Source organism: Candidatus Omnitrophota bacterium (genome assembly GCA_023227985.1).
Taxonomy (GTDB): domain Bacteria; phylum Omnitrophota; class Gorgyraeia; order Gygaellales; family Profunditerraquicolaceae; genus JALOCB01.
Genome location: JALOCB010000003.1, coordinates 52,668 through 78,012 on the forward strand (window position 1 = coordinate 52,668; position 25,345 = coordinate 78,012).

The following is a 25,345-nucleotide window of genomic DNA, read 5'->3' on the forward strand; positions in this document are numbered from 1 at the left end:
GATTTAACAAATACATAGTCCCTTGTCCGGCTTCTGCCGGGCAAGGGACTGCTTATTTTATACCCTAAAAGTATTGTTCACCCGGGTATTAATTTACGATAAACACCGGCTTTTAGGCCGGGGCGGGATAAATCTATGCGGAATATAATTTACATGATATTGGACGGATTGGCGGACCTGCCGGTCAAAGAGCTCGGGCAGAAAACCCCTTTAGAGGCGGCGTATACGCCTAATCTGGACCGATTGGCCCAGATGGGCGTCACCGGATCGGTTGATCCGGTTAAGGAAGGGATATTCCCGGAATCCGATCTGGCGGTAATAAGCCTTTTAGGCTACGATGTCGGTAAATATTACACCGGACGCGGTCCTCTGGAGGCGTTTGCCTGCGGCATAAGCATCGAAGACGGCAATCTCGCTTTGAGGGTTAATTTCGCCAGCGCGGATGATGATGGACGGATTATAATGGACCGGCGCTGCGCCAAAAGCCTTTCATTTGAAGAGGCGTCGTTTTTGGCCGGCCAGATCAATTCCCGGGTGACTTTATCCGGCGCGACGTTTGAATTCAAGAATACTGTCGGCCACCGCGGGGTGCTGGTCATCCGGGGGATACGCTCTAAATTATCCGGATGGATAACTAACACTGACCCGGCATATGACCGCAGGGGGATATTGGGCGCTCCTTGCAAGGAATTTTCCAATAAGCTTTTGGATTGCCAGCCGATGCCCGGCTACGAGGATATGCCTCAGGCGGTCGAGGCCGCGAACCTGGTGAATGAATTCACCCGGAAATCCCATCAGGTGCTTAATGAATGCGGCGTTAACAAGAAGAGGCTGAGCGAGAACAAACTTCCGGCTAACCTGATCTTATCGCGTTATGCCGGGGACAGGCTGCCGGGTTTTGCGCCGATCGGCGAGCTTTATAAAGATATTAAATTCGGTTGTTTCGTGGAAATGCCGGTGGAAAGAGGGATCGCGCTTTTGACCGGAATGGATATTATAGCCGTGCCTTCATCGAGCGGGCATATGGACGTGGATTATCCGGTATGGGCCAAGGTGGCTTTAGACGCAATGAACGGTTATAACGGGGTATATATACATATCAAAGGCCCTGATGAGGCCGGCCACGATAAAGACCATTTAAAGAAAAAAGCGGTTATCGAGGCGATAGATAAATTTCTTTTCGGCAATATTATCCCTAACATCGATCTTAAAAAGACGATAGTTTGTGTCACCTCGGACCATATCACTGATTCTGTCCTGGGCCGGCATTCTTTTGGATGCGTTCCTCTGCTTATTTCCGGAGGCAAGATCAAGCCTGACGGGACATTGAGCTTCTCTGAAAAGGCGGCTAAGCTTGGCTCGTTGGGGTTGCTCAAGGGTCAGGATATTCTTGCCTTGCTTGTGAAAACCGCTCAAGGGTAGTATAATACTCGCATTATAAATCAAATAGGTATAGATGGAGTTAAAGGCACGGGGAACAGGTTCTTTATTCCTATGTCTTTAATTATGCCTCAAAATCCGGCAAGCATGAATAATTACGATGTCATAGTGATCGGCGCAGGGCACGCGGGCATAGAAGCCGCGTTAGCCGGCGCCAGGCTTGGTTGTAAGACGCTGATGGTCACTTTACGCGCTGATACCATCGGGCATATGAGCTGTAACCCGGCAATAGGCGGGGTGGGGAAAGGACAGTTGGTCAAAGAGATCGACGCCTTGGGCGGGGAAATGGGACTGGCCGCTGATGCCTGCGCCATGCAATTGCGTATCCTTAACGCCTCTAAAGGGGCGGCAGTCCAGTCATCCCGCGCCCAGATAGACCGTAAGCTTTATAAAGAATATATGATCCGGGCGGTCAGCGGTCAGGACGGCCTTTTTATTAAGGAGACTGAGGTATCCGGGTTAATCATCGAGGGCGGCATGGTAAAAGGGGTGATCACGGATAAAGACGAGCGGATAAGCGCGGAATGCGTGGTTATCGCCTCAGGGACGTTCCTCGACGGATTGATTCACGTAGGGCTTAACCATTATCCCGGTGGCAGGATAAATGAGCCTGCCTCAGTCAAGCTCTCCGCCCGCCTTAAAGCAGAAGGCCTCAAACTTTTGCGTTTCAAGACCGGGACCTGCCCCCGGTTGGATAAAAAGAGCATTGATTATTCCAGGCTGATCGTGCAGGAAGGCGATAAGCCGCCCAAGCCGTTTTCTTTCTCTACCCCGCGAATAAGACAGGAACAAGTCCCCTGCCATATCACTTATACCAATCCCGGGACGCATCAGATCATCCGGGATAATCTGGATAAATCCCCGCTTTACGCCGGGATAATAAAGTCCACCGGCGTGCGCTATTGCCCGTCTATTGAGGATAAAATAGTCAAGTTCAGCGATAGACAAAGACACCAGGTATTCCTTGAGCCGGAAGGTTATGATACTGATCAGGTCTATCCTAATGGCCTGTCTACCAGTCTTCCGGAAGATATTCAGCTTAAAATGGTGCGTTCGATCGAAGGGTTAGAACAGGCGCGTATACTTCAGTTTGGCTATGGGATAGAGCATACGGTAGTTGAACCTACCCAGCTTTTTCCGACATTGGAAACTAAAGCTCTCGGCAATCTTTACCTGGCCGGGCAGATAAACGGGACCACCGGTTATGAAGAGGCCGCTGCCCAGGGGTTGGTCGCCGGGATCAACGCCGCTTTACGCTGCCAGAAAAGGGACCCTTTTGTACTTGACCGCGCCTCCAGTTATATAGGCGTGTTGATCGACGATCTTACTACAAAAGGGACTAATGAGCCGTACCGGATGTTCACTTCCCGGGTAGAATACCGGTTGATCCTGCGCGAGGACAACGCGGACCTTAGGCTGACTCTTTTAGGCTATGATATCGGGCTGGTAAAACATGATAAAGCCGCCCAGGTGAAGAAAAAACAGGAATTGATCGCGCAAGGCTTCGCCTATCTGAAAAAGACATCCTTAAAACCGTCGGCGAAACTTGATCTTCAACTGTCCGGAATGGATACTGCGGGATTAAAGAAAAAGACTGCTCTTGAGGATATCCTTAAGCGTCCGCAGATAGATTTTGCGAAATTGCGTTCGTTGGACGGGGTGAATATACAGCTCCCAGAATTAGTTTCCCAACAACTGGAAATCGAGGTAAAATATAAAGGATTTATCCAGCGTCAATGCAATGAAGTGGAACGTTTCCGCAATCTGGAGAAGATAAGAATACCGGCGGGTATGGATTTCTCGCAGGTTAAAAGCCTTTCCCGGGAGATAAGGGAGAAGCTTGCCAAATTCATGCCGATCAACCTGGGGCAGGCGGCGCGGATATCCGGGATCACGCCGGCGGCGATCTCAATGCTAATGGTTTTTTTAAGGAAAAATAATGCCGAGCACAGCAGAGATAAATTATCGCAGGCTTAAAAAGTTATGCCTGGATTCCGGGGCAGGCCTGTTCGGCGTAGCGGACATATCCGGGATAAAAAAAGATTTCCTTCTTTCCCCGGGAATACTTCCTAAATGCGCCAGCGCGGTCGTTTTAGGCGCCGGGCTTTGCCGCGGGGTATTGGAAGATATAAACGGCGCTCCTACCAGGCTTTATTTCCACCATTATAAAATAGTTAATTCGTTTCTGGACATGACCGCTTTTAAGCTCGCCGGTTTTATCCAGAAGCAGGGTTATTTCAGTCTTCCCATACCCGCCACTCAAATCGTCGACTGGAAAAAACAATCGGCGCATTTGTCGCATAAGAAAATCGGATACCTCGCCGGTATAGGTTGGATCGGCAGGAATAACCTGCTGGTAAATAAAGAGCTCGGGGCCGCGTTCAGGCTTACCTGCGTGCTTACCGATATGCCCGTCAAAAGAGATAAACCTTCAAAAGAAAACTGCGCGTCATGCCGGAGCTGCGTTAATGTCTGCCCGGGCAAGGCCATCGGAGAAAGACCCGAGGATTTCGACCATATGAAATGTTTTGAACAGATGAAGATATTCCAGGGCCCGCGTCAGGTCGAGCAGTATGTTTGCGGGGTCTGTATAAAGGTCTGCGGGAGAAAAAATGAGGGGTAAGTTTTTTGCGTTTGTTTTTTTAACCTTCTTCACGCTCATAACATTTGGGGCGTATGCCGCTGATGACGAAATTCTGATAGAGGGGCCGGAGAAGATGGCGAAGTTCGCCGAGCCCTGGGTGGAAAAATTCCGGCAGGATGAGCCCGGGGTTGCCATACGCTTCGCTGTGTGTACGGCGAGAGAAGGTTTTACTGACCTGTCCCTCGGGGAATGCGATATTGTTATAAACGTGTCCCGGCCCCAAGATATCTTTAGATGGGAAGAGAGTAAGGTAAATAAAACCGTGGTGGCCGCGGAAGGGGTTGTTTTTGTGGTAAATCCGCAGAATCCGGTTGATAAGCTTACTATGAGCGAACTCGCAGATATCCTGTCAGGGGAGACGATAAATTGGGAGGATGTGGGCGGAGCATTCGGAGAGATAACCGTGTATGGGCCTCCGGCTAATTCCTGGGTAAATGATTTTGTTGAAGAAAGCATTTTGAGCGTTTTTTCGCCTTCCGGCAAGAAAAATATCGCTTACCGGGTGAATGATTTTCTTTCGAATGCCGAGATACGCCAACAGGTGGCCGTACAGCCGTTAGCCTTGGGTTATTATCCCGGGACCTATGTCCCCGCCGGACTGAAGATGTTATCCGTAGCGAGCCCCACTTCCGGAGAATACTTTACCCCGGTCAAAGATAAGATGCTTGATGCGCGTTATCCTGTTCAGCGCCCTGTTTTTTTCTGGACCAGCGGGTCAAATCCCGCGGTCAGGATGTTCATCGAACGCGTTCTTTCCAGGGATTATCAGGAGATGCTTTCTGCCTATGGGTTTTATCCGGCGGCGGCGAATGACAAAAGCGAGTGATCCATTAAAACAGAGGGGTTAATATGATCAATGAAAGCCTTAAGAATTTGTTTTCAAACATCGAAAAGGTGATCATCGGAAAATCCGAGACCATACGCTTATTGATAATCGGGATGCTGACCAACGGACATATCCTGATCGAGGATGTCCCGGGCCTGGGCAAGACCATGCTGTCATTGGCTTTGGCCAAATCCATCGGCGGAGATTTCAAGAGGATCCAATTCACCCCGGACCTTCTGCCTTCGGATGTAACGGGGGGTTCGATCTACAACCCCAAGACCGGCGAGTTTGATTTCCGCAAGGGCCCGGTCTTCACCAATATCCTTCTGGCGGATGAAATAAACCGGACCACCCCCAGGACTCAGTCGGCGCTTTTGGAGTGTATGCAGGAAAGCCGGGTCACTCTTGACGGCCAGACCTTTGTTCTGCCCGCGCCTTTTATGGTCATCGCCACACAGAATCCTATTGAGCATCAGGGCACGTATTCTTTGCCTGAGGCGCAGGTGGACCGCTTCCTGATGAAGATCGATATGGGTTATCTCAGCACGGCCGAAGAGGTCAAGGTGATCAGCGGCCAGAAGGTCAAGCATCCTGTCGATGATGTCCTGCCGGCAATGGAACTCGTCGAAGTTCTCAGGCTGCAGGCGGAAGTAAAGAACGTGGATATCTCCGAAAATGTCCTGGAATATATCGTAAAGCTGGTATCGTCCACCCGCAGGCAGGATGATATAAAATTGGGGGCCAGCCCGCGCGCGTCCATAGCTTTGATGAAAGCGGGTTCCGCCTGGGCTTTCCTGGAAGGCCGTAATTATGTGGTCCCCGACGACATAGTAAAGCTCCTGCCGTGGGTCTTAAAACACAGGATCGTGCTGCAGCATAAGGCGCTTATCGCCGGGCATACTGCGGATTCGGTGATAAGCGAGATCATCAAAAGCGTACCAATACCATAGTTTTATGTTCAGGAAATGCGCGGTAAAATGGGGTTTTCTGCTGTTGATCGCGGCCGCTAATTTTATCATCGGCTACAGGACTTCCATAAAATTCTTCTATTTTTTCTTCGGGTTCCTCTTTTGTTTTATCTTTCTTTCATTATTCTACGCCTTCCTGTCCGCGTTTATAGCCAGAATATCGTTTACGCGTAAAGCCGGCGCTAAAGTAGTTGAAGACGACGCCCTCGAGATTGAGGTAACGCTTAGCAACAAAACAATATTGCCGTTGTTTAACGTGGTTATGGAAGACGCGCTGCCTTGCGCCGCGCCGGGGGGGAAGGCTGAATTTATCTTTTTTGACGGCCTTGCCCCAGGCTCCACCCTGGTGATCAAATACAACTGTGCCTGTCCGGACAGGGGCATATATATGTTAGGCCCTTTTAAGGCGTATTTTTTCGATCCCCTGGGCCTGTTTTTCTTTGAAAAGCGGTATAACGTATATTCCCAGGTCTATGTTTATCCCAGGGTGTTCCCTATATACAAATTCCCGCGTTTAGCTAAGGGCGTCCAGCCGTGGTTCGGCATAAATACCGCACGTTCTAGCGGGGATGAGGACGAGTTCTTCGGGGTCAGGGAATATAAGGATGGCGATCCGATAAAACGGATACACTGGCCTTCTACCGCTAAAAAGAACCGGCTGATAGTAAAACAATTCCAGAACCAGAGTTTTCACCGGGCGACGGTCATATTCAATCTGGAAAAGGATAAGGACTACGGCCAGGGCAAGGAAAGTATTGCCGAATACACCGTAAGAATAGCCGCTTCGGTATGCAAATATCTTTTTGACAGCAATGTATCGATAGAAATGATCGCGCACGCCGGCGAGATCGTCCATATTCCGTTCAACCGGGGTTCGGAACACTTGGATAATATCTTTAAATTCCTGGCTATGGCCAGGCCGGAAAGCGGGGTGGGGCTGGCCGAGATAATCCCGGAATTCCTGAGTTATATCCCTGACGATACCACATTGATAATTGTAGCTACAGTAGAGGACCTGGGTTATATCGCCCAGATGCTTCCTTTGGCCAAAGGCAATATATCGCTTATTCCGCTGGTCTTGATATCATCCACGTTCCTGGAGCCTTCCGGCAAACTGGAAAAAGCGGATATCCTCAAAGATATAAATATACACATCCCGGGGTTAGTTAATTTTAATCCGGTGTTCTTTACCTGCGGGGTCTCGCCGCAAGAAAGCTTCCTGAAGATAAGTCAATGAAAGAAAAAGACCGTTTTCTGTCAGTTGAAATGTTTATTACCGCCTGCCTTGTGTGCTCTGCCGCTTTTCTGGTAGAGCGGCAGGTATCGTTTTATTTCCCGCTTTTGATAATAGGCCTTGCTTGCGGTTTGAGCTTCAGTTGGCTGACGCGGAACAAAGCTGTAACTTGGTTGAATAGCGCGATCGGCGTAAGCGCGGTGATTATTTTATCCTGGCTGGTTTTTTCAGTTTATACTTCTTCTTTTGTTTACCGTGGTGTGGTCGCTTTATGCCTGAAAGGGATGATCGCGCTGATCATCGTCTTAAGTTTTAACGCCGCCTCGCCAAGGGTGCTTTCCGACATACAGGCATTAAGCCTGCCGTTATTTATGGGCCACGCGGTTTGGTTAAGGCAATATTCCGGTGAAGCCGCTTTCGCGGTGCTGGCTTATCTTGTCTTTGGGGCGTTTGTTCTTAAAGTCAAATTCCGGGGTTCATTTAAGAACGTTTCCCCGGAGCTCTTTCAGGGCAACCGGTCTTTTTTGATACTTATATCGTTTTTTCTTTGTTCCATCTCCGGCGCCTGGATGATCGCGTCAAATTGCAAAAAAACTGACCTGAGCGGCGGGGTCCTGCGTGTCGCCGGCGCAGGCGGGTATTCCCCGGCGGAGGAAATGGATAAACAGAATTACGAACTGCAGGATAAATTGCAAGAGCGGATGCAGCGCTTGATATTGAGATCCGGCTCGGGTGGGGGAAGCCCGGCGGTGTTTTCCGCTTTAAGCGTTTTGTTGAATAAAGAAAGCGCTGTCCTTGATCTGGATAGGGCTGAACAGTCCCTGGCGGATTTTATCAGGGGAAGCGGGTATATCAAGGGCGATGAGCTGGTTACGCTGGAAAGCAGTTTGGACAGGAAGATAGCTTATAATAGCGGCAAGATCCGGGATGATATAAACAACAGCCTTAGAAAGAGCCCGTTCAATATTAAGGACAGGATGAAAATTTTAAGCAGGCTTGACCGGTTTGACAGCCGGGATCCATCCCCTGCGTTTTTTGATCTGGAAGGGGATATCCAGGATGTGATTCAGAGTTCCTCATTTGCCTCCGGGCTGAAGAAAGAAATATCGGAATTGGCCTCCTCGCTTAAGGATTGGAAATCCCTGGCGCTTTACCGCGAAAAGAATAAATCGCTAAAGGGGCGCGTGGAACTGTTGAAAAAAGGATTAAAAGAGGAAATCGCCAAGCTGCTCTGGCAAGTCGGTAAAGCCCGGGAGCCCGCGGATGTCAGGGAAATAGCCGCGGAGATCGAAAGGCTTAAAAAAGGCCTGTCCGGCGATACTCGGGATATCGTTAATGGGATAAAAGAGTCGCTGGACCTGAAAGCCGGGATGATCATCTCTGAGGGGTTCCGGGAATCCGGAGAAAAGCTTAAGGCTTTAGGTTTATCCGAAGATGACCAAAGGATCGTTCAAAAGGGCATAGATAATCTTAAGAAAACCCGGGATCACCGGGATTTTCTGAAAAAATACGAGGAATTAGAAAGAGTATTAGAGGATAATGATCTGCGGTCCGATGGGTTAATAGGGAAAAGCGTTGAGGCTTTAAGAGAAAACTTTATCAGAAAGATAAAAAACAGGATCGCTCAGGCGTTGGAAGGGAGCGGGCTGCCTGACAACGGGGAAAAGATCATGAGCTTGGTGCGGGGAATGGAGTCATCCGGGACAGCGCAGGGATTGGATAATTCCGCCGGTAAGGCCAAAGGCCTGGTTGATGACGCCAAGAGCAAAGGTTTTATTACCGAGGAGACAGGGGGCGATATTAAAGGGGGTATTGACGGGATTACCGGGTTGATGAAAGAGCAAAAGGATGTTTCTGCCCAAGGCGGCCAAGATGTGTCTGAGCCGGAAAGCGCGATCAGAGCACAGACCGATAGTATCGGCTCTAGTCTGGAACAAAGCGGGCTTGCTGACTCCGGCGAAGATATTATGAATTTGGTAAGGTATATGGCGTCAGCCGGGTCTGAGCAGGATCTTAATGACGCCGCAGATGAAGCCGAAGTCAGGGAAGGGGACGCGGAAAATGGAACATTATCTGATGATTATCAGCAAAGTATGCTTTCTGCCATTAAAGGATCGGATCTGGGTGAAGATGAACAAAAGGCTTTAAGCCGTTTAACCGAAGGGTTATTTAAAGCCCAGACAATAGCGCAGATGGAAAAGTCGAACGAAGGAGTAAAAGAGCAGGTTAGATCGTTGAGACAAGGCGTTTCCGAAAAAGACTGGCCGGATAAGTTCGCTGCTGAATTCCAGGAAATCAAGGATATGCTTAAGATGATCAAGATAGGGGAGCGGAATGTCCGGTTAAGGAATACGCTGGAACAATTGAAAAGCATTGATCCGGATAACGCCGAGGGGTTCGCGGAACAGATGGATAAAATCGTAAAAAGCAAGACCGCGGAAGAGGCGGATGAGGAAATTAAAAAGCTTGAACAAAGTCTGAAGAACAATCCGGGCTTTCTGTTTAATAAATCTTTTAAAAAAAACGAACCCTCCCCCGGGTTGCGGATCGATCTTCTCCCCCGCCGGGTCGTTATGCCTAAAGGCGGGTATATTTTTTTGCGGCCTGTCGCGGTTTATGACGGCGTAGATATAAGGGATATAAGCGCTGAAGTGGAATGGGTTTCCCGGGAACCGGTAATAGCGCGCGTGGATAAAAGAGGCGCGGTAACCGCTTTAGCCCCCGGCGATACGATGGTCTTCTGCCGGTTTAAAGGTGTCGAAAGTCAAAAGGCCCGGATAAAAGTTATCGCGGCTATCGGGGAAGATGTTTATAAAACCCTTAAAAGAGAGTTGGAAAAGTGAAACGGGCAAGCGTGAAATACAGGATGGATCTTGTCGCTCTGGCGTTATTTTGCTGCATATGGTTTTTTGCTTATTGCCAGTCGGCAGAAGCCGGGGAAATCCAGACTTCAAAGGGCAAAGTCATCACCGGCATCGATACGGATGAGGCACTCAAGAAATACGGCATGCCTGATTCTATCCGCGATGATTTTTGGTATTATTCTCCCCCGCGGGAATTTTTTATTTATTTCCCGGGCAAGACTGAGCAGGTTTATCTTTATCCGCAGGCCTGCAAATCCCCTCCGGGAGAAGCGATAGCGTTCCGGGTATTTGCCGGTACCCCGGAATCCGGGATAACCGATGTTAGCGCGGATTCGAAAATACTGGTTAGTGACCCTAAGGCCTGCAAGGTCACTGGGCGAAACGTTGTTATCCCGCGATATACCGGCGAGTATCAGGTTTTTGCCGGGTATAATGGGAGATTGAGCGGCCCGGCTTATCTTAGCTGCAAAGAAGTAGAGCGGCAAGAAGGCAAAAAGGTAATTATAAATGTCCTGCCGTATAAAGCGCGAGTCCCTATGGGCAGAGTTACCGAATTTACGGCATTAGGGGTTTTTCCTCTTGAAGGATATACGGTAAAGGATATCAGCGCCAAGGCCAAATGGTTTATCCGTCAAGACACTAATGTTATGCCTTGCCGGAATAATACACTTTCTTTTTCTTCCGCGGGCAAGTTCGATGTTTTCTGTGAATACGCGGATGAGCAAAGTCCGGTTCAGCCTGTCTATGCCAGGAAAAGCCGCGATAATCCGCCGCATATTCTGAGGAATATACTTCTTTTACCTGAATCAGTCAAGCTTAAAGTAAAACAAACGGTGTTTCTGAAAGCCTTCGGGACATACTATGATAATAAAGTGGTTGATATCACCGCGGATGTGCGCTGGTTGATTTCCGATAAAAAAATAGGGAATATACTGCAAAACGGTGTCTTTTACGCCCGGACCCCGGGAAGCACCGAGATAACCGCCAGTTTTGCCGGCCGCCTGAAGAGTTTGCCTATAAGAATATCCGTTAGAGAATCCGTTGATCCCGAGAGAAATAGGACCAAGTCTGATAAGCCGCCGGAGAAAGACCCCGACGAGGATAAAAATAAAGATAATGATAATGAAACGCCCCTGAACCGGCCCGGCCAGGAGGATGCCGATGACCCGGTCCGGCAAACTCAGAACGATGGCAATCGGATGAATGGCAAGGCGTTAAAAAAACAGGTTAAATTGGTCCGGATAAAGATATCCCCCGGGGATCTTAAAGTGCCTTCCGGCAAAGAAGCCGGATTAAAGGCTGTCGCTATATACAGTGACGGAAGGGAAAAAGATATTACTTCGGTTGGTGATTGGGCGGCGCGTGATGAAAACATCGCTGTTGTTGCCCAGGGCAGACTTTCCGGATTGTCCGCCGGAAAAACTAATGTCAGCGTGAAGATGCGGGGAGTGGAAAGCGAGCCTGTGCCGGTCACGGTTACGGGCCCGGACCTGCTTTCTATAATAGTTGCTCCGCAGAAAGCTAAATTATCCCGCCTTGACCGGATGCGATTAAAAGCGCAAGGTTATTATTCGGATTTTTCGTTTAAGGATATAACTTTACAAGCGGCTTGGCCGGTCACCGGACGGCGGATATTGAAAGTCGAGAAGTCCGTGATCATTCCTTTGGGATTCGGTAAAACTGTGATCAACGCCGAATATGCCGGGGTAAGATCGCTTCCGGTGAGCGTTGAGATAGTTTTTACCTGGGCCTGGTTTTGGCGGGTATGCCGCATGATTCTGGCGCAACTTGTTTTGGTTTTATTTTTATTGTTTCTCATATTTTATCTGATGATCAAACACAAGGCTAAAAAGATCCTCGGGCTCAAGGACAATCCCCGGGGATTTATCAGCGCGGCCTACAATAATTTGAAGCGGGTTATGGGTATATTTGGTTTTCAGGACCGGCCAGGCCAGGCGCCATTGACCTTTGCCAGGCTGGCCGAAGAAAAATTCCGCATAAAAGGCCGGGTATTTATCAGCTTGACCGAGAAATTGGAGGAAGCCTTGTATAGCCGAAATTCGCTTAGCTTTGAAGACGTTAATTCAGCCAATTTGTATTATGAACTGGCATTGAAAGATATATCGGCTAATTATGGAAAGGTTTCCCTGGCGCTTAAATACCTGCGGGCTTTGGTAAAAATGACCCCTTTCGCATTGAAAACGACAAAATATTGATTTTACCTGGTTTAAATGGTATAATCCATCAATATTAAGTAATCTTAAGCAAGACAGCGTTATTTCAGTTGAGGTGCGATAAAATATGGTTCAGGATCTTATTTTTGGGGTAGTGGGCGGTCTCGGCTTGTTTATATATGGGATAAACGAGATGAGCGAGGGCCTGCATAAAGCCTGCGGGGACAGGATGCGCAGGATACTGCATAACCTTACCGGCAATCCTGTAAAAGGCGTTTTAGTCGGAGCGTGTATCACTTCGGTCATTCAGTCTTCTTCCGCCACTACTGTTATGGTCGTGGGGTTTGTTAATGCAGGGTTAATGAATATGATCCAGGCTTTAGGGGTTATATTCGGCGCCAATATCGGAACGACAATAACCGGGCAATTGATCGCTTTCCGGCTTACCGCATACGCGCTTCCTATTATAGGCTTGGGCATGCTTATTTTATTGGTTTGCCCGAAGAAAAAGCATAAATATATCGGCGAGTTCTTGCTGGGTTTTGGCATTCTTTTTTTGGGGTTGAATATACTTACCGGCGTAGTAGAACCTCTTGGCCAGTATCCGTGGTTCAAGAATATATTCATCAGTTTCAGTAAAAACCCCTTTTTAGGGATATTGGCCGGTTTTGTGGTCACCGCCACCTTGCAGAGCAGCTCGGTTGGGACCGGTATGGTAATCGGTTTGGCAATGGTAAACCTGATCGATCTAAAGGCGGCAATACCGCTAGTATTGGGCTGCGATATCGGGACTTGCGTTACGGCGTTGATCGCTTCAGTGAACACGAATATTGCCGCGAAGCGGGTCGCGGTAGGCCATATATTGTTTAATATCATCGGCGCGCTGATATTCCTGCCGTTTCTGGGGGTATTTGAAAACCTGGCTATTCATACATCGAGCATGCTGCCCCGGCAGATCGCTAACGCGAATACCTTGTTTAAGATAATAAATACGGTTATATTTCTGGTATTTGTGAAGTATTACGCGGCTTTTCTCACGAAAATAGTGAAAGGCAAGGAAGAAGAGGATGTCGATTATTTGCCTAAATACCTGGAACGGCATCTGCTGAATACTCCACCCATAGCTATTGAAGCCGCGATCAAAGAGATCGTCAGGGTTATGTATTTGACCAAAAAAATGGTCAATGCCGCTATGAACGGTTTATTGAGGAATGAAAACAAGAACCTGGAAAAGATCGTCCGCAACGAAGAGGCGGTCGATTCTTTGAGGGACGCGATCACGAATTATCTGGTTGAGATCATGCAGCAGGAATTAAGCCCGCAGGAATCGAAAAAGATACCGCCGCTTATCCACGCGATCAATGATGTGGAAAGGATCGGCGACCACGCGGAGAATTTAAGAGCCTTGGCTGAACAGAGGATCGACAGCAATATTTCTCTTTCCCGGGAAGCGCTGGATGAATTAAGAACGATGTTTGTTGATTTGAACCTGATGATCGACAGCGCGATCGGCGCCTTGTCTTCGAATAACATTGATGAGGCGAAGAAAGTGCTCGATCAGGAGCCGGAGATCAATACATTAAGAGACAGGTTAAAGAACAACCATGTAAAACGCCTTGAAAACCGGGTTTGTAATGTCCCTTCCGGGGTGATTTTTCTGGATACTATAAACAACCTGGAAAAGATCGGGGATCATCTTGTTAATGTGGCTCAAGCCGTAAAACAGGGGTTATGATAAAAGGTCTGTTCCGGTCTCGGGCCTGTTCAGTTCAATGAAGATCAAGATCATAAAATGGATCAAGAAACAGGTGTCCCGGGCTAAAGCGGGCGGTTTGGTTTTAGGCTTAAGCGGAGGATTGGATTCCTGCGTAGCCGCTGTCCTGGCAATTAAAGCCTTGGGAAAGAACAGGGTTTTGAGTTTGATATTGCCCTGTCACAGCCATAATAACGACTTAAAGCATGCCCGGATGGTCAGCCGGAAATTCGGCATAAAGAATAAGGTTATTGATCTTTCAGGGATATATGACAGCCTTTTGAAAGCCTTGCCGGCTGCGGACAGGATGACCCGGGCTAATCTCAGGCCCAGGCTGCGGATGATGGTCCTTTATTATTTTGCCCGGAAATTAAAGTACCTGGTCTGCGGGACGAGCAATAAATCCGAATTAATGACCGGTTATTTCACGAAGTACGGGGATGGGGCCAGCGATATCCTGCCTATTGGGGATCTGGTGAAATCCCGGGTCAAGGCATTGGCGCGTGAGCTGGGCATACCCGAAGCAGTCATAGCTAAACCGCCTACAGCCGGACTCTGGGACGGCCAGACCGATGAAGCGGACCTGGGCATTACTTATCTGGAACTGGATGATATTCTGTTGCGCCTGGGAAAAAGGCGTAAACAGGTCATTGCCGGAGCTAAGGTCAATAAGGTAAAGAGGCTTATTAAGAATTCCGAACATAAAAGGCATAAGCCTGCTGTTTGCAGAATATAGCCAAAACGGAGGGATGATGGACGAGATATTGGAGATATTGGAGAAAGACTGCCGGACTACCAGCGAAGAGATAGCCAAGATGCTGAAGAAAAAACCGGCTGAGGTGAAAAAGGCGGTAGCCAAATATGAAAAGGACGGAGTGATCCTCAAGTATAAGGCGGTCATCAACCGGGAATTGGTCCGCGATTCCGATAATGAGGTCCGGGCGCTGATCGAGGTAAATCTTATACCCCAGAAGGATGTGGGTTTTGATAAGATCGCCGAACGGATATACCTCTTCCCGGAAGTTTCAAGCTGTTTTTTGCTTTCCGGGACATATGACCTTTTGTTGATCGTAAGGGGCAAAGATATCCATACTGTTTCCAGGTTCATCTCCGAAAAGCTTTCCCCGATGGAAAATGTCAGAGGCGTGGTCACGCATTTTTTGCTGAAGAAATACAAGGAAGACGGAGTGATCTTAAAACAAAAAGAGGATAATAAAAGGATAGCTATTTCGTATTAAAGCGCGGGTAATCTTATGAATAAAAATATTGTCGCCACAAAAGTCGAGCAGATGCAGCCCTCAGGCATACGGGTATTCTTTGACCTTGTCCTGGGTATGAAGGATATTATATCCCTGGGTGTGGGAGAGCCGGATTTTGTCACGCCGTGGCAGATCCGTGAAGCAGGGATCACTTCCCTTGAAGAAGGCTTTACCTCGTATACCTCGAATAAGGGGCTGTATAAGCTGCGTCTGTCGATCAGCCGCCACCTGAAGAATAAATACGGACTGGAATATTCGCCTGACGACGAGATATTGGTTACCGTGGGCGTAAGCGAAGGGATCGATTTGGCTTTGCGCACGATCGTCAACCCCGGGGATAAGATCCTGGTGCCGAGGCCGGGTTATGTCTCTTACGGCCCGATGGCTGAGCTTGCGGGCGGGATACCGGTATATATCGACACTTCCAAAGACGGGTTCAAGCTGACCCCGGAGAATATTTCTCGGTGCATCGACAAAAAGACCAAAGGCATCATCCTGAATTATCCCGTTAATCCCACCGGGGTTTCTTATACCCGAAAGGAGCTGGAGGCGATAAAAAAGGTCCTGTTAAAGCACGGTATTTTATGTATGTCGGATGAGATCTATAGTGATCTCACCTACGATTTTGAGCATATCTCTTTCCCGTCGTTGAGCGGGGCAAAGGAAAACACCGTTTATTTCAACGGATTCTCTAAAAGTTTTGCCATGACCGGCTGGCGCGTGGGGTATGCCTGCGGGCCCAAGGCGATTATCGACGCGATGACTAAGATACATCAATATACGATAATGTGCGTGCCTATTACCAGCCAGATGGCGGCATGCGAGGCGTTGCAGACAGGTAAGCGGTCTGTCGAAGAAATGAAGCGGGAATATAAGCGAAGGCGGGAATTCGTTTTTAGCGAACTTAACCGTATCGGATTAACCTGTTCCAAGCCCCAGGGCGCATTTTACGCTTTCGCCTCGGTGAAGAAGACCGGCATGCACTGCATGGATTTTGCCAGGAAACTGCTGGCTGAGCAGAAAGTCGCGGTTGTCCCCGGGACAGCTTTCGGGGAGCAATTCACGGATTTTATCCGTATCTCATACGCCTCGAGTTTTGATAATCTTAAAGAGGCGTTCAGCCGGATGGCCGCGTGCATGGCGGACATTAAAAGATAATTTATACCCGAACTCAATGGAGAGGGCGGTGTTGCGATGAGATCTGACACCCGGCGCAATTGGAATATGCGCCGGTGTTGATTCTCTAATCAAGGAGGGTTCAGTGGCTAAGATGACCAATCAGGAGATACTGAAGATAGTCAAGGAGCGCAAGATAAAGTTTATCCGCTTATGTTTCACCGATGTCCTGGGTTTTTTGAAAGGGTTTGCTATTACCCCTGATGAATTGCCCGGTGCATTGGAAGAGGGAATGGGATTTGACGGTTCGTCGATCGAGGGGTTTGCCCGTATCGAGGAATCGGATATGATCGCCAAACCTGATACCGGCACATTCGCTATCCTGCCTGACGGGGATTACGCGGTCGCCAGGATGTTCTGCGATATCTATGAGCCCGGCGGCAAGCCTTTTGCCGGCGATCCCAGGTTTGTATTGAAGAAGATGATGGCCCGGGCAAAGGATATGGGCTATACATTTAATGTCGGGCCGGAACTTGAATATTTTTATTTCGCGAATTCCGCGGAAGCTAAGCCTCTGGACCAGGGCGGTTATTTTGACCTGGTTCCTCTGGATGTGGCCCAGGACCTGAGGAGAGACACTATCTTAAGCATGCAGTCGTTGGGCATTAAAGTTGAATACAGCCATCATGAGGTAGCTGCCAGCCAGCATGAAATAGACCTGCGTTATGATGATGCTCTGACTATGGCCGATAATGTCATGACCTATCGTCTGATAGTCAAGGAGACGGCGCGCAAACACGGGGTTTACGCCACGTTCATGCCTAAGCCCATATTCGGGATAAACGGCTCCGGAATGCATGTGCACCAGTCTTTGTTCAAGGGGGCGAAGAACGCGTTCTTTGACAAAGACGGCAAGTATCATCTTTCCGAGATCGGCAGGTCTTATACCGCCGGGCTTTTGAAGCATGCGCAGGAGATTACTTCGATAACCAGCCAGTGGGTAAATTCTTATAAAAGGCTGATACCTGGATATGAGGCGCCGGTCTATATCTGTTGGGCGCAGATGAACCGTTCCGCGCTAATCCGGGTCCCGATGTATAAGCCCGGAAAAGAAAAAGCGACCCGTATTGAGTACCGCTCGCCTGATCCGGCGTGCAACCCGTATCTGGCCTTCTCGGTAATGCTTGCCGCAGGCCTTGACGGCATTGAGAATAAATATAAGTTAGCCGAACCTGCCAATGATAATATATACGATATGAGCGAAGAGGTCAGGGCCAAGGCCGGGATCAAGTCTTTACCGGAAGACCTGCTTGAGGCGATCAAGATCACCGAGAGCAGCAAATTGATAAAGGACTGCCTGGGTGATAAGGTGTTCGCTTATTTCATTCGCAATAAGAAGATGGAATGGGATGAATATAAGATGCAGGTGACTAAGTATGAGGTGGATAAGTATTTGCCGATATTGTAACGGCCGATATGTCCTGATTAATTGCGGGTGCAATTAACGGGAGCCCCGCTTACGCGGGATTTTGCTGAATAATAATTCTGTGTTCAATAATTCGCGCAGATGACTTGCGTAGCTTTAGCTGGTGAGTTAGGGCTTCGTAAGGTATGCGTTCATTAAATGAAGAAGAGCGTATTAAAAAAAGAAGATAACTATCAGCCGTATTTAAAGCAGATCGAAGGGCTTTCCCAGGTCGCCAATCTTATTGCCCGCGGCGCGTACCTCGATGAGCTTTTACGCCTGATCGTCAATGTCACAGCCGAGGTGATGAATTCCAAGATATCTTCGCTGATGCTTTTTGATGGAGCCAGGAAAGAGTTGATAGTAAAGGCGACCCAGTCCATATCCGAGGCCTACAATAAGAAGCCGAATATAAAGTTAGGTGAGGGGATAGCCGGGAGGGTCGCTTTGGAGAACAAGCCGATCTGCGTGGTAGATCTGAAGAAAGACCCCAGGTATTTAAACGACACTATCGCTAAGAAAGAAGGGTTGTTTTCTCTGGCTTGCGTCCCGCTGACCGTGAGAAACCGGGTTATCGGCGTGTTGAATTGCTATACGCCCAAGAAACACGAATTCAGCAAGACCGAACTGGGAATCCTCAGCGCTATGGCGAATCAAGCGGCGCTGGCTATAGAGAACGCAGAACTGGCTGTCCGGGCGCGCAGCGCGGAAGAGGCGTTGGCGACCCGCAAGCTGGTTGAGCGGGCCAAGGATATCCTTGCCCTGGAAGCGAATATCCCTCCTCAGGAAGCATATCGTCTGATCCAGAAGCAATCAATGGATTCCCGCAAGTCAATGCGCGATATCGCCGAGGCGATCATCCTGGCCAAAGACATCAAACCCAAATAGGGGACGGTTGAGTAGAGACGCAACACCAACTCTTCCGATTAAGTTGGGTGTAAATCATCGACGCAACACCAACTCTTCCGATTAAGTTGGGTGTAAATCATCGACGCAACACCAATTAACCTTTTCTCAAATCCCACATTAATATTATTATGTCCTTAAGAATTGTTTGCTTAGAGAGCTTTCCGGTATCTCGATTACCGTAGGCCGTCCGTGCGGGCAAGTGAAAGGATCCCGGCAGGCGAGCAGTTGGCTGCGTTGATACTCCGCCTGCTCCGGATTCATCGAGAATCCGGCCATAACCGACGACCGGCAGGCCCTTCTAGCGATGATCTCAGGATTTAATTTAGGGATATTCTCGCCGGTAATAAGATTGCGCACAGATATTTCGGCGTTGGCGATCAGCCGCGGGTGGGAATGTACAGCCAGGGTTTCTTTATCCCACAGGCTGGTTTGAAAGCCGATCTTCTCCATAATTTTATTATTTTCTTCCCAGAGCAGCAGCTCAGCAGGGGTAAGTTTTAGAAGAATAGGGTTGATCAATTGCTCAACCTCGACTTGTCCGTTTTCTATCTGCGATTTCAATCTTTCGAAGGTGATCCGTTCCTGGGCGGCGTGTTGATCAACTACCAAAAGCGAATCCCCGGATTCAAAAAGCAGGTATTTTTTGTGAAAGTTACCCAGGTACCTGCCGGATTTAAGTTTTTCCTTTAAGTTTTCTTTTTTCTGTCCGAATATATCCCCGGTTTTAAAAAGCATGATATTTTCTTCCAGGGAAAGGTTGTATTGTTTTTGTCCTGCGGGCTCTTTGATCCCGCCTGGCGTCGGATTCACGGTATCCTGGCGTTCAACGGGAGCGGTGGCTTGCGGCATCGGGAATATATTATCCTGTGCTTGTTTAGCTTTACTGTTGGTCATCAATAAGCTTTCGCAGAACGGCCGCAGAAGCGCTACTACCTCTAATTCGTCCTTTATCTTCACCTCGCGTTTAGCCGGATGAACATTAACATCCAGTTGGTCCGCCGGAAGGCTCAGGTACAAACAGAAGAAAGGGGCTGTTCCCGGGGGGAAAAGCATCCGGTATATCTCGTTGAGATGAAAGCTTAGGGTGCGGTTCTGCACCGGACGGTTATTGACAAAGATAAACTGCAGGTCTTTTCTGGCCCGCTGAATATTGATGTCGCCTAACGCCAGATGCATAGACATGTTGCGCCGGGGGAATTCCCGCGTGTCTTCGATAATATGTTCTGCCGCGAGGTTTAAAGCTTTGCTTATTCGTTGGATGTGGTTTTGCGCCGGTTTTAGGTCCAGCAGCGTCTTTTCATTATGCGTCAGGGTGAAGCTTGCCTGCGGGTATAGAAGCGTATATGGGATGAATATATCCAGGATATGGTTCATTTCCGCGGTGTTGGATTTAAGGAATTTTTTCCGGGCCGGGGTGTTGTAGAAAAGTTCGCTTGCCAGTATTTTTGTGCCTGTGGACATGGCAGCTGGTTTTTTATTCAACTTCTGCCCGCCCCTTAGATGTATCTCCCAGCCGCTATCCTGATCTTTGGTTTTGCTGGATAATACTACGTCCGCCACAGCGGAAATACTGTAAAGCGCTTCTCCGCGGAACCCCAGGGAGTTTATGTTGTAAAGATCGTCGATACTGGCGATCTTGCTGGTGGCGTGACGGGAGCATAGAGGCTCCATATTTTCTTCCGCGATCCCGGTACCGTTGTCTTTTATGCTTATAGCTATTTTACCCGCGCCTTTGATCTCCACTTCGATATTATCGGCCTGTGCATCCAGGGAGTTTTCCAGCAATTCCTTTAATACCGAGGCCGGCCTTTCGATAACTTCTCCGGCGGCGATCTTGCTGATTATTTCAGGGGGGAGCACGTGTATTTTATTCATTTTTATTCAGTTTGTCTTTCAGCTCCTGAAGTTTATTCAGGGCTTTTAAAGGGGTTATGGTGTTCAGATCAAGGCTTTCGATGTTTTTCCTTAACTCTTCCAACTTACCGTTCTGCCCTTTGGTAAAAAGCGATAATTGGTCTTCCGCGGGTATCCGGCTGCGGATCTTTTCCTGGAGATTGCCATGGATCTCCAGGCGGGTAAGGATCTGCTGCGATCGCTGGACCACTTCTTTGGGGATGCCGGCGAGTTTCGCCACATATATGCCGTAACTTTCATCCGTGCCGCCAGCCAGGATCTTGTGCAGGAAGATCACTTCATCGTTCCATTCTTTTACCGCCACATTGCAGTTTTTTACCCCGGGGAATTCTTCCGCCAGCGCGGTAAGCTCATGAAAATGAGTGGCAAAGAGAGTCCGGACTTTTTGTTTGGCCAAATATTCGGCTATCGCCCATCCCAGGCTCAGCCCGTCAAAAGTAGAGGTGCCTCTGCCGATCTCATCCAGGATAACCAGGCTTTTTTCCGATAGGTTATTCAATATGCCGGCGGTTTCGCTCATCTCAACCATAAAAGTGCTCTGCCCGCGGGATATCTCGTCATGCGCTCCGATGCGGGTGAATATTTTGTCTACTATTCCTATGCTGGCTGAACCTGCCGGGATAAAACTACCCATCTGGGCCATGATCACCAGAATGGCGGTTTGCCGGATATAGGTGGATTTCCCGGCCATATTCGGGCCGGTCAGGATTATCAGGTGGTTTTCCGAACAGTCAAGCTGCGAGTCGTTGGGGATAAAAGGCTCGGTTATGCTTTTTTCTACCACCGGATGCCTGCCGTCTTTGATCGTTATCTGGCGGTCATCGGTTATCAGCGGCGCGATGTATCCTTTGGATTGGCTTAAAACGCTCAACGAATAGATGGCGTCAAGAGAAGCGATATCCGAGCTGAAGGCGTGCAGCCTGGTGGAATTGTCCAGGATCGCTTTATAAACCTGCTCCAGCAATTCTTCCTCGATCTTTAGTATTTCATCTTCGGCGTTGAGTATCTTATCCTCGAAGCTCTTTAATTCCACGGTTATGAATCTTTCAGCGTTAGCCAGGGTTTGCCTGCGGATATAATCAGCGGGCACTTTGTCGAGATTGGATTTGCTTATCTCGATGTAATAACCGAAGACCTGGTTGAACCCTATTTTAAGCGAATTTATCCCGGTGCGTTTTATTTCTTTTGCCTGCATTTCCCTGAGCTTGGCTTTGCCGTTCTCCAGTATCTCACGCAAGGCATCCAGTTCGGCATGGAATCCGGTGTTAATGCTCTTGCCTTCTGCGTGGGCCAGGGGGATATCGGGGTTTATGGCCTTAGCCAGGAATTCGCGTAAATTCGGAAGGTTTTCTAAATGAAATAACGGGTTTCCTTTAGCTAAGGGCGCGATGAGCTTTTCCAGATAAGGCTGGCGCAGCAGGGTATTGCGCAAGGCCAGCAGGTCTTTGCTTGATCCGCATCCGCAGCTTATCCGGGAAATGCTTTTTTCTATATCCGGGATGTTTTGCAGCAGCCGTCCTAGTTCTTCCTGTATTTTGGGCGCGGTTTTAAGCATACCTACGGCATCCTGGCGTTTCGTTATTTTTGGGCGGTCTTTCAGCGGATGATACAGCCAGTCTTTTAGTCTGCGTTTGCCCAGGGCGGTCTGAGTATGATCAATTATCTTTAGAAGTCCGGTAAGCTCCAGGCCGAAGCAGGCGGCAGGTGAGATGAACACTGTGTCGCTGTCCGTATAAAGGCAGATGCGGTCAATATGACGCAGGGGCCGGCGATTCATCAGTTTGAGGTATTCAAGAAGAGCCCCGCTGGTACTGATCGCTAATGGCAGGTCTTCCAGCCCGAATCCACGCAGGTTATGCGTTTTAAAATGTTCAAGCAGGCTCTTTTTCGCCAGGTCAGTATTGAAATACCAGTCTTCGATCGGGCTGAGCACCGCGGTCTTAGCCCGCAGGCCCGGGTTCTTGAATATTTCGCGGACCTGTTTTTCCGCGCTTTGGCTGAATACGCATTCATAGCAGTCTATTTTAGCTATGGCGCCTAAGAGTTGGTTTATATCGGGATATTCGGCGGCCTGTATGGAACCGCTGGCATTGTCGGTGAAGCTTAATCCGAATTTTCTATCCTTGAAATCCAGGCAGATAATATTGCGGGATTCAAAACTTGTGTCGTCTATGAATGTCCCGGTGGTGACAACCCGGATGACTTCGCGCTTGACCAGGCCTTTAGCTAAAGAGGGGTCTTCAACCTGTTCGCAGATAGCCACTTTCAGCCCGGCTTTGATAAGTTTGGCCACATAGGTGTCAGCGGCGTGAAAGGGGATGCCGCACATAGGGATCCTGCCGGATTTTCCCGCGTCGCGGGAAGTAAGCACCACATCCAGTATCCCGCAGGCCTTGGTCGCGTCCTCCAGGAACATCTCGTAAAAATCGCCCAGCCTGAAGAAAAGAATGCAGTCTTTGTAATTTGCTTTTACCTCCTGATACTGCCTAAGCATGGGAGTGATGTTATTTTCCATAGATATAGTTATAGCACAATTAAGCCCCCAGTTCAAGACCCGGTCTTGTAAACTGTTGCGGTTAAATGAAATAGATGGCAAAATTATTTAAAGAAAGCGCTTTCATCGCTTAGGTGAAATAACTTGAAATCAGGCGGATTATAGGTTATTTTTAAGTATAACTGTAACAGACAAGTTTCTTCTATATAATATAAAATAATTAAACATGCCACGGTGCTTAATCAATTTTATCAACGCCGGGGTATTTTTTTATATCTAATAAGTAATAACTTTTAAAAACTATTTTACCTATGAAGCGGATAATAGCTTTTCTAATCAGTTTCTGCCTTATCTTCGAACAGGCTGGGTTGGCCCAGGTCGCTGTCCCGCTGGGCATTCCTGGATATATCAATGGATTGTCCTCCCCTGAGAAATTTCGCCCGATCCATTTACGTTATCTATCCTATGACTACCTGAAGAATAATTTCCGGATATTACTGGATAAGGGGGATAAAAAGAAGGTAAAAGAGAACGATCTGAAAATATCCGCCAGGGGTTTATTCAAATATTTTCTTATCGGCCTAACCCTTCCTAATGAAAGTTTTTGGGTTAATCTTCGCCCGGATTCTCCGGATAATGTTATTGACCCGGATCTGGCCAGGACGGATATTGGAAGGGTTTTTCTTGAAGCTGATGTGCAGTTAAAAAAAGATACTGCCCGTTATACCTCGCCTGATACAGTTGAAGGTAAACAATATTGGTCCAGGCTTTATCAAAAAGCCGATGAGTTGTTCGCTTCCGAGAAAATAAATATCCCGACACTCACCCGTCCCTGGATAGTCCCCAATGAAATAATCCTTCGGGAATCAGGCGCCAATGCTTATATCTATAAAGCCAGCCTTAAAGTAATGTTGGAATCTGACTATCTCAAGAACTCCGCTACTTATTCTTTTCAGGATGAACGGCTGAAAATACTTAATGAATATTCCGCCGGGTTGATCAGGGAATTGATAATCCCCAAATTAAATAAAGACGTAAATACTGCTAAGAAATACGCTAGCTTAAGGCAGGTTTATTATTCATTGATCCTGGCCCAATGGTTCAAAAAACAATTTAAGAATGACATGGGTAGCGGTATAGGTATAGACCAGAAAGATTTGACTGGCCTGGTTTCAACAGAATCATGGTCAAAAGACACTTACTTCCGGCAATACCAGGGATCTTTTCAAAAAGGCGAATACAAAACACAGCAATACTGCCAGACCTTTCATGGCCAGACAATAAGACAGTATTTCAGCGGAGGAATTAACCTGGGGCAACCTGGCCGGAACCCGGCGGTATATAAGGGGGTATTCGATCAGTCTGCGCTGCCGAATACCGTCGAGTTTGAGGCGGGCAGGTCTATTGACGGTTTTGATCTGATCTTGCCGTCCGGGCAGGGGAAGAAGGTTGTTGCAAAAAAGGAACCCGCCGTTTTGTTGAAAGACGGCGGACTGATTGACTCTGTCAGGGCCGATGCGCCCGGACGTGAGATGGTGCGGGTCAACATCAACGATCCGGGATGCTTGCTCGTGATTGCGCAGGCTGTCCGACAGGACAAGGTCATAGTTCTCGATCTTGACGGTAGCCCGCATAGGAATAACCGGGATTATTTTCTGCTTAAACAGAAAATCCAGGCGCTTGCTTCGGCGGTATCGCCGAACAATTCTCGGAATCAGGCGGCGGCGTTCGCGTTTTATGAAGGGCTGAAGAACGCGTTTGTGCACGGGAACAAGCTGGATTTCAATTTGCCCATTGTTTTTTACGTTGAACCCGGTCCAGAAAATAGCGGCGCGATATATCTCTATGACAATAATTTGGAACGGCCTGTGGACGAGATGGAAAGCCGTAAAGCCCAGTATGGCGGTCTGTCCGGATCCGGACGAGGGCTTACCCTGATAGAACAAAAGTACGATATCCAGGTGTTTCCGTTGAAGAACGGCAAGAAAGTGCAGCTTTCCCTAAAAAATAACCCGAGGGGCATGTTTTCTGCTATCCACAAATGGGAGCCTGCTAAAGGTAACAGCTATTCTGATTCGCAAAGAGACGGTGGATTCAAAAGCGTCAATAGTTTTACGGAGGTGATGGCGATTTTAGAGAAAAGAGAACGCTTTGAAAAAGCGGCATTTTATTTTGATATCGACAACACCGTTTTTGACCATATCCTTGATCCAGATAACAGTATTTTCTATCCTACGGCGGATTTTGTGCCGATTCGATACGCAATGATCAAAGGATCGGGCAAT

The 25,345-nt window shown here is 48.3% G+C and carries 17 protein-coding genes; 15 read left to right on the forward strand and 2 right to left on the reverse strand.

From position 1 onward, the window contains the following. Positions 1-135 precede the first annotated feature (135 nt). From M0R35_01190 to M0R35_01255, 14 genes are all read left to right on the forward strand, one after another. On the forward strand, positions 136-1,422 hold the full coding sequence (locus M0R35_01190) for an alkaline phosphatase family protein (protein MCK9594275.1): 1,287 nt from the start codon (positions 136-138) through the stop codon (positions 1,420-1,422). A gap of 105 nt (positions 1,423-1,527) precedes the next feature. After that, on the forward strand, positions 1,528-3,417 hold the full coding sequence (gene mnmG / locus M0R35_01195; GenBank protein MCK9594276.1) for a tRNA uridine-5-carboxymethylaminomethyl(34) synthesis enzyme MnmG: 1,890 nt from the start codon (positions 1,528-1,530) through the stop codon (positions 3,415-3,417). After that, positions 3,380-4,063 carry a hypothetical protein gene (locus M0R35_01200; GenBank protein ID MCK9594277.1) on the forward strand — a complete coding sequence of 228 codons (684 nt, stop codon included), beginning with the start codon at positions 3,380-3,382 and terminating at the stop codon, positions 4,061-4,063. Before mnmG ends, M0R35_01200 begins: the two co-directional genes overlap by 38 nt. Positions 4,064-4,157: 94 nt before the next feature. Continuing rightward, positions 4,158-4,910: a substrate-binding domain-containing protein gene (locus tag M0R35_01205; protein MCK9594278.1), complete on the forward strand. Its 753-nt coding sequence runs from the start codon at positions 4,158-4,160 to the stop codon at positions 4,908-4,910. 23 nt (positions 4,911-4,933) lie between these two features. Next, the gene (locus tag M0R35_01210; GenBank protein MCK9594279.1) at positions 4,934-5,860 is read left to right on the forward strand and encodes a MoxR family ATPase; all 927 of its coding nucleotides are present in this window, start codon (positions 4,934-4,936) and stop codon (positions 5,858-5,860) included. Between the two features lie 4 nt (positions 5,861-5,864). Next, a complete protein-coding gene (locus M0R35_01215) occupies positions 5,865-7,115 on the forward strand; it encodes a DUF58 domain-containing protein (GenBank protein ID MCK9594280.1) in 1,251 nt (416 codons plus the stop codon). After that, positions 7,112-9,955 (forward strand): hypothetical protein, encoded by a 2,844-nt coding sequence (locus M0R35_01220; GenBank protein MCK9594281.1) that lies wholly within the window; start codon positions 7,112-7,114, stop codon positions 9,953-9,955. The genes M0R35_01215 and M0R35_01220 overlap by 4 nt, the downstream gene beginning before the upstream one ends. Positions 9,956-9,978: 23 nt before the next feature. Further along, complete coding sequence (locus M0R35_01225) at positions 9,979-12,192, forward strand: Ig-like domain-containing protein (protein MCK9594282.1); 2,214 nt, start codon at positions 9,979-9,981, stop codon at positions 12,190-12,192. A 151-nt stretch (positions 12,193-12,343) separates the two neighbouring features. After that, positions 12,344-13,885 (forward strand): Na/Pi cotransporter family protein, encoded by a 1,542-nt coding sequence (locus M0R35_01230; protein ID MCK9594283.1) that lies wholly within the window; start codon positions 12,344-12,346, stop codon positions 13,883-13,885. A gap of 37 nt (positions 13,886-13,922) precedes the next feature. Beyond that, positions 13,923-14,639 carry an NAD+ synthase gene (locus M0R35_01235; GenBank protein ID MCK9594284.1) on the forward strand — a complete coding sequence of 239 codons (717 nt, stop codon included), beginning with the start codon at positions 13,923-13,925 and terminating at the stop codon, positions 14,637-14,639. Between the two features lie 13 nt (positions 14,640-14,652). Continuing rightward, positions 14,653-15,141 (forward strand): Lrp/AsnC family transcriptional regulator, encoded by a 489-nt coding sequence (locus tag M0R35_01240; protein MCK9594285.1) that lies wholly within the window; start codon positions 14,653-14,655, stop codon positions 15,139-15,141. A gap of 15 nt (positions 15,142-15,156) precedes the next feature. Beyond that, positions 15,157-16,320, forward strand: coding sequence for an aminotransferase class I/II-fold pyridoxal phosphate-dependent enzyme (locus tag M0R35_01245; protein MCK9594286.1), 1,164 nt, complete (start codon positions 15,157-15,159; stop codon positions 16,318-16,320). Between the two features lie 112 nt (positions 16,321-16,432). After that, positions 16,433-17,746, forward strand: a complete 1,314-nt coding sequence (locus tag M0R35_01250) for a glutamine synthetase family protein (protein MCK9594287.1) — start codon at positions 16,433-16,435, stop codon at positions 17,744-17,746. A 156-nt stretch (positions 17,747-17,902) separates the two neighbouring features. Next, positions 17,903-18,631, forward strand: a complete 729-nt coding sequence (locus M0R35_01255) for a GAF and ANTAR domain-containing protein (GenBank protein MCK9594288.1) — start codon at positions 17,903-17,905, stop codon at positions 18,629-18,631. A gap of 147 nt (positions 18,632-18,778) precedes the next feature. Here the strand turns inward: M0R35_01255 and mutL are convergent, their stop codons facing one another. Together mutL and mutS are read right to left on the reverse strand one after the other, a co-directional pair. Next, positions 18,779-20,527 (reverse strand): DNA mismatch repair endonuclease MutL, encoded by a 1,749-nt coding sequence (gene mutL / locus M0R35_01260; GenBank protein MCK9594289.1) that lies wholly within the window; start codon positions 20,525-20,527, stop codon positions 18,779-18,781. Then, positions 20,520-23,081 carry a DNA mismatch repair protein MutS gene (gene mutS, locus M0R35_01265; GenBank protein MCK9594290.1) on the reverse strand — a complete coding sequence of 854 codons (2,562 nt, stop codon included), beginning with the start codon at positions 23,079-23,081 and terminating at the stop codon, positions 20,520-20,522. Before mutS ends, mutL begins: the two co-directional genes overlap by 8 nt. A gap of 290 nt (positions 23,082-23,371) precedes the next feature. Here mutS and M0R35_01270 point away from each other — a divergent pair. Then, positions 23,372-25,345: hypothetical protein (locus tag M0R35_01270; protein MCK9594291.1), on the forward strand; the 1,974-nt coding region annotated here is incomplete at its 3' end.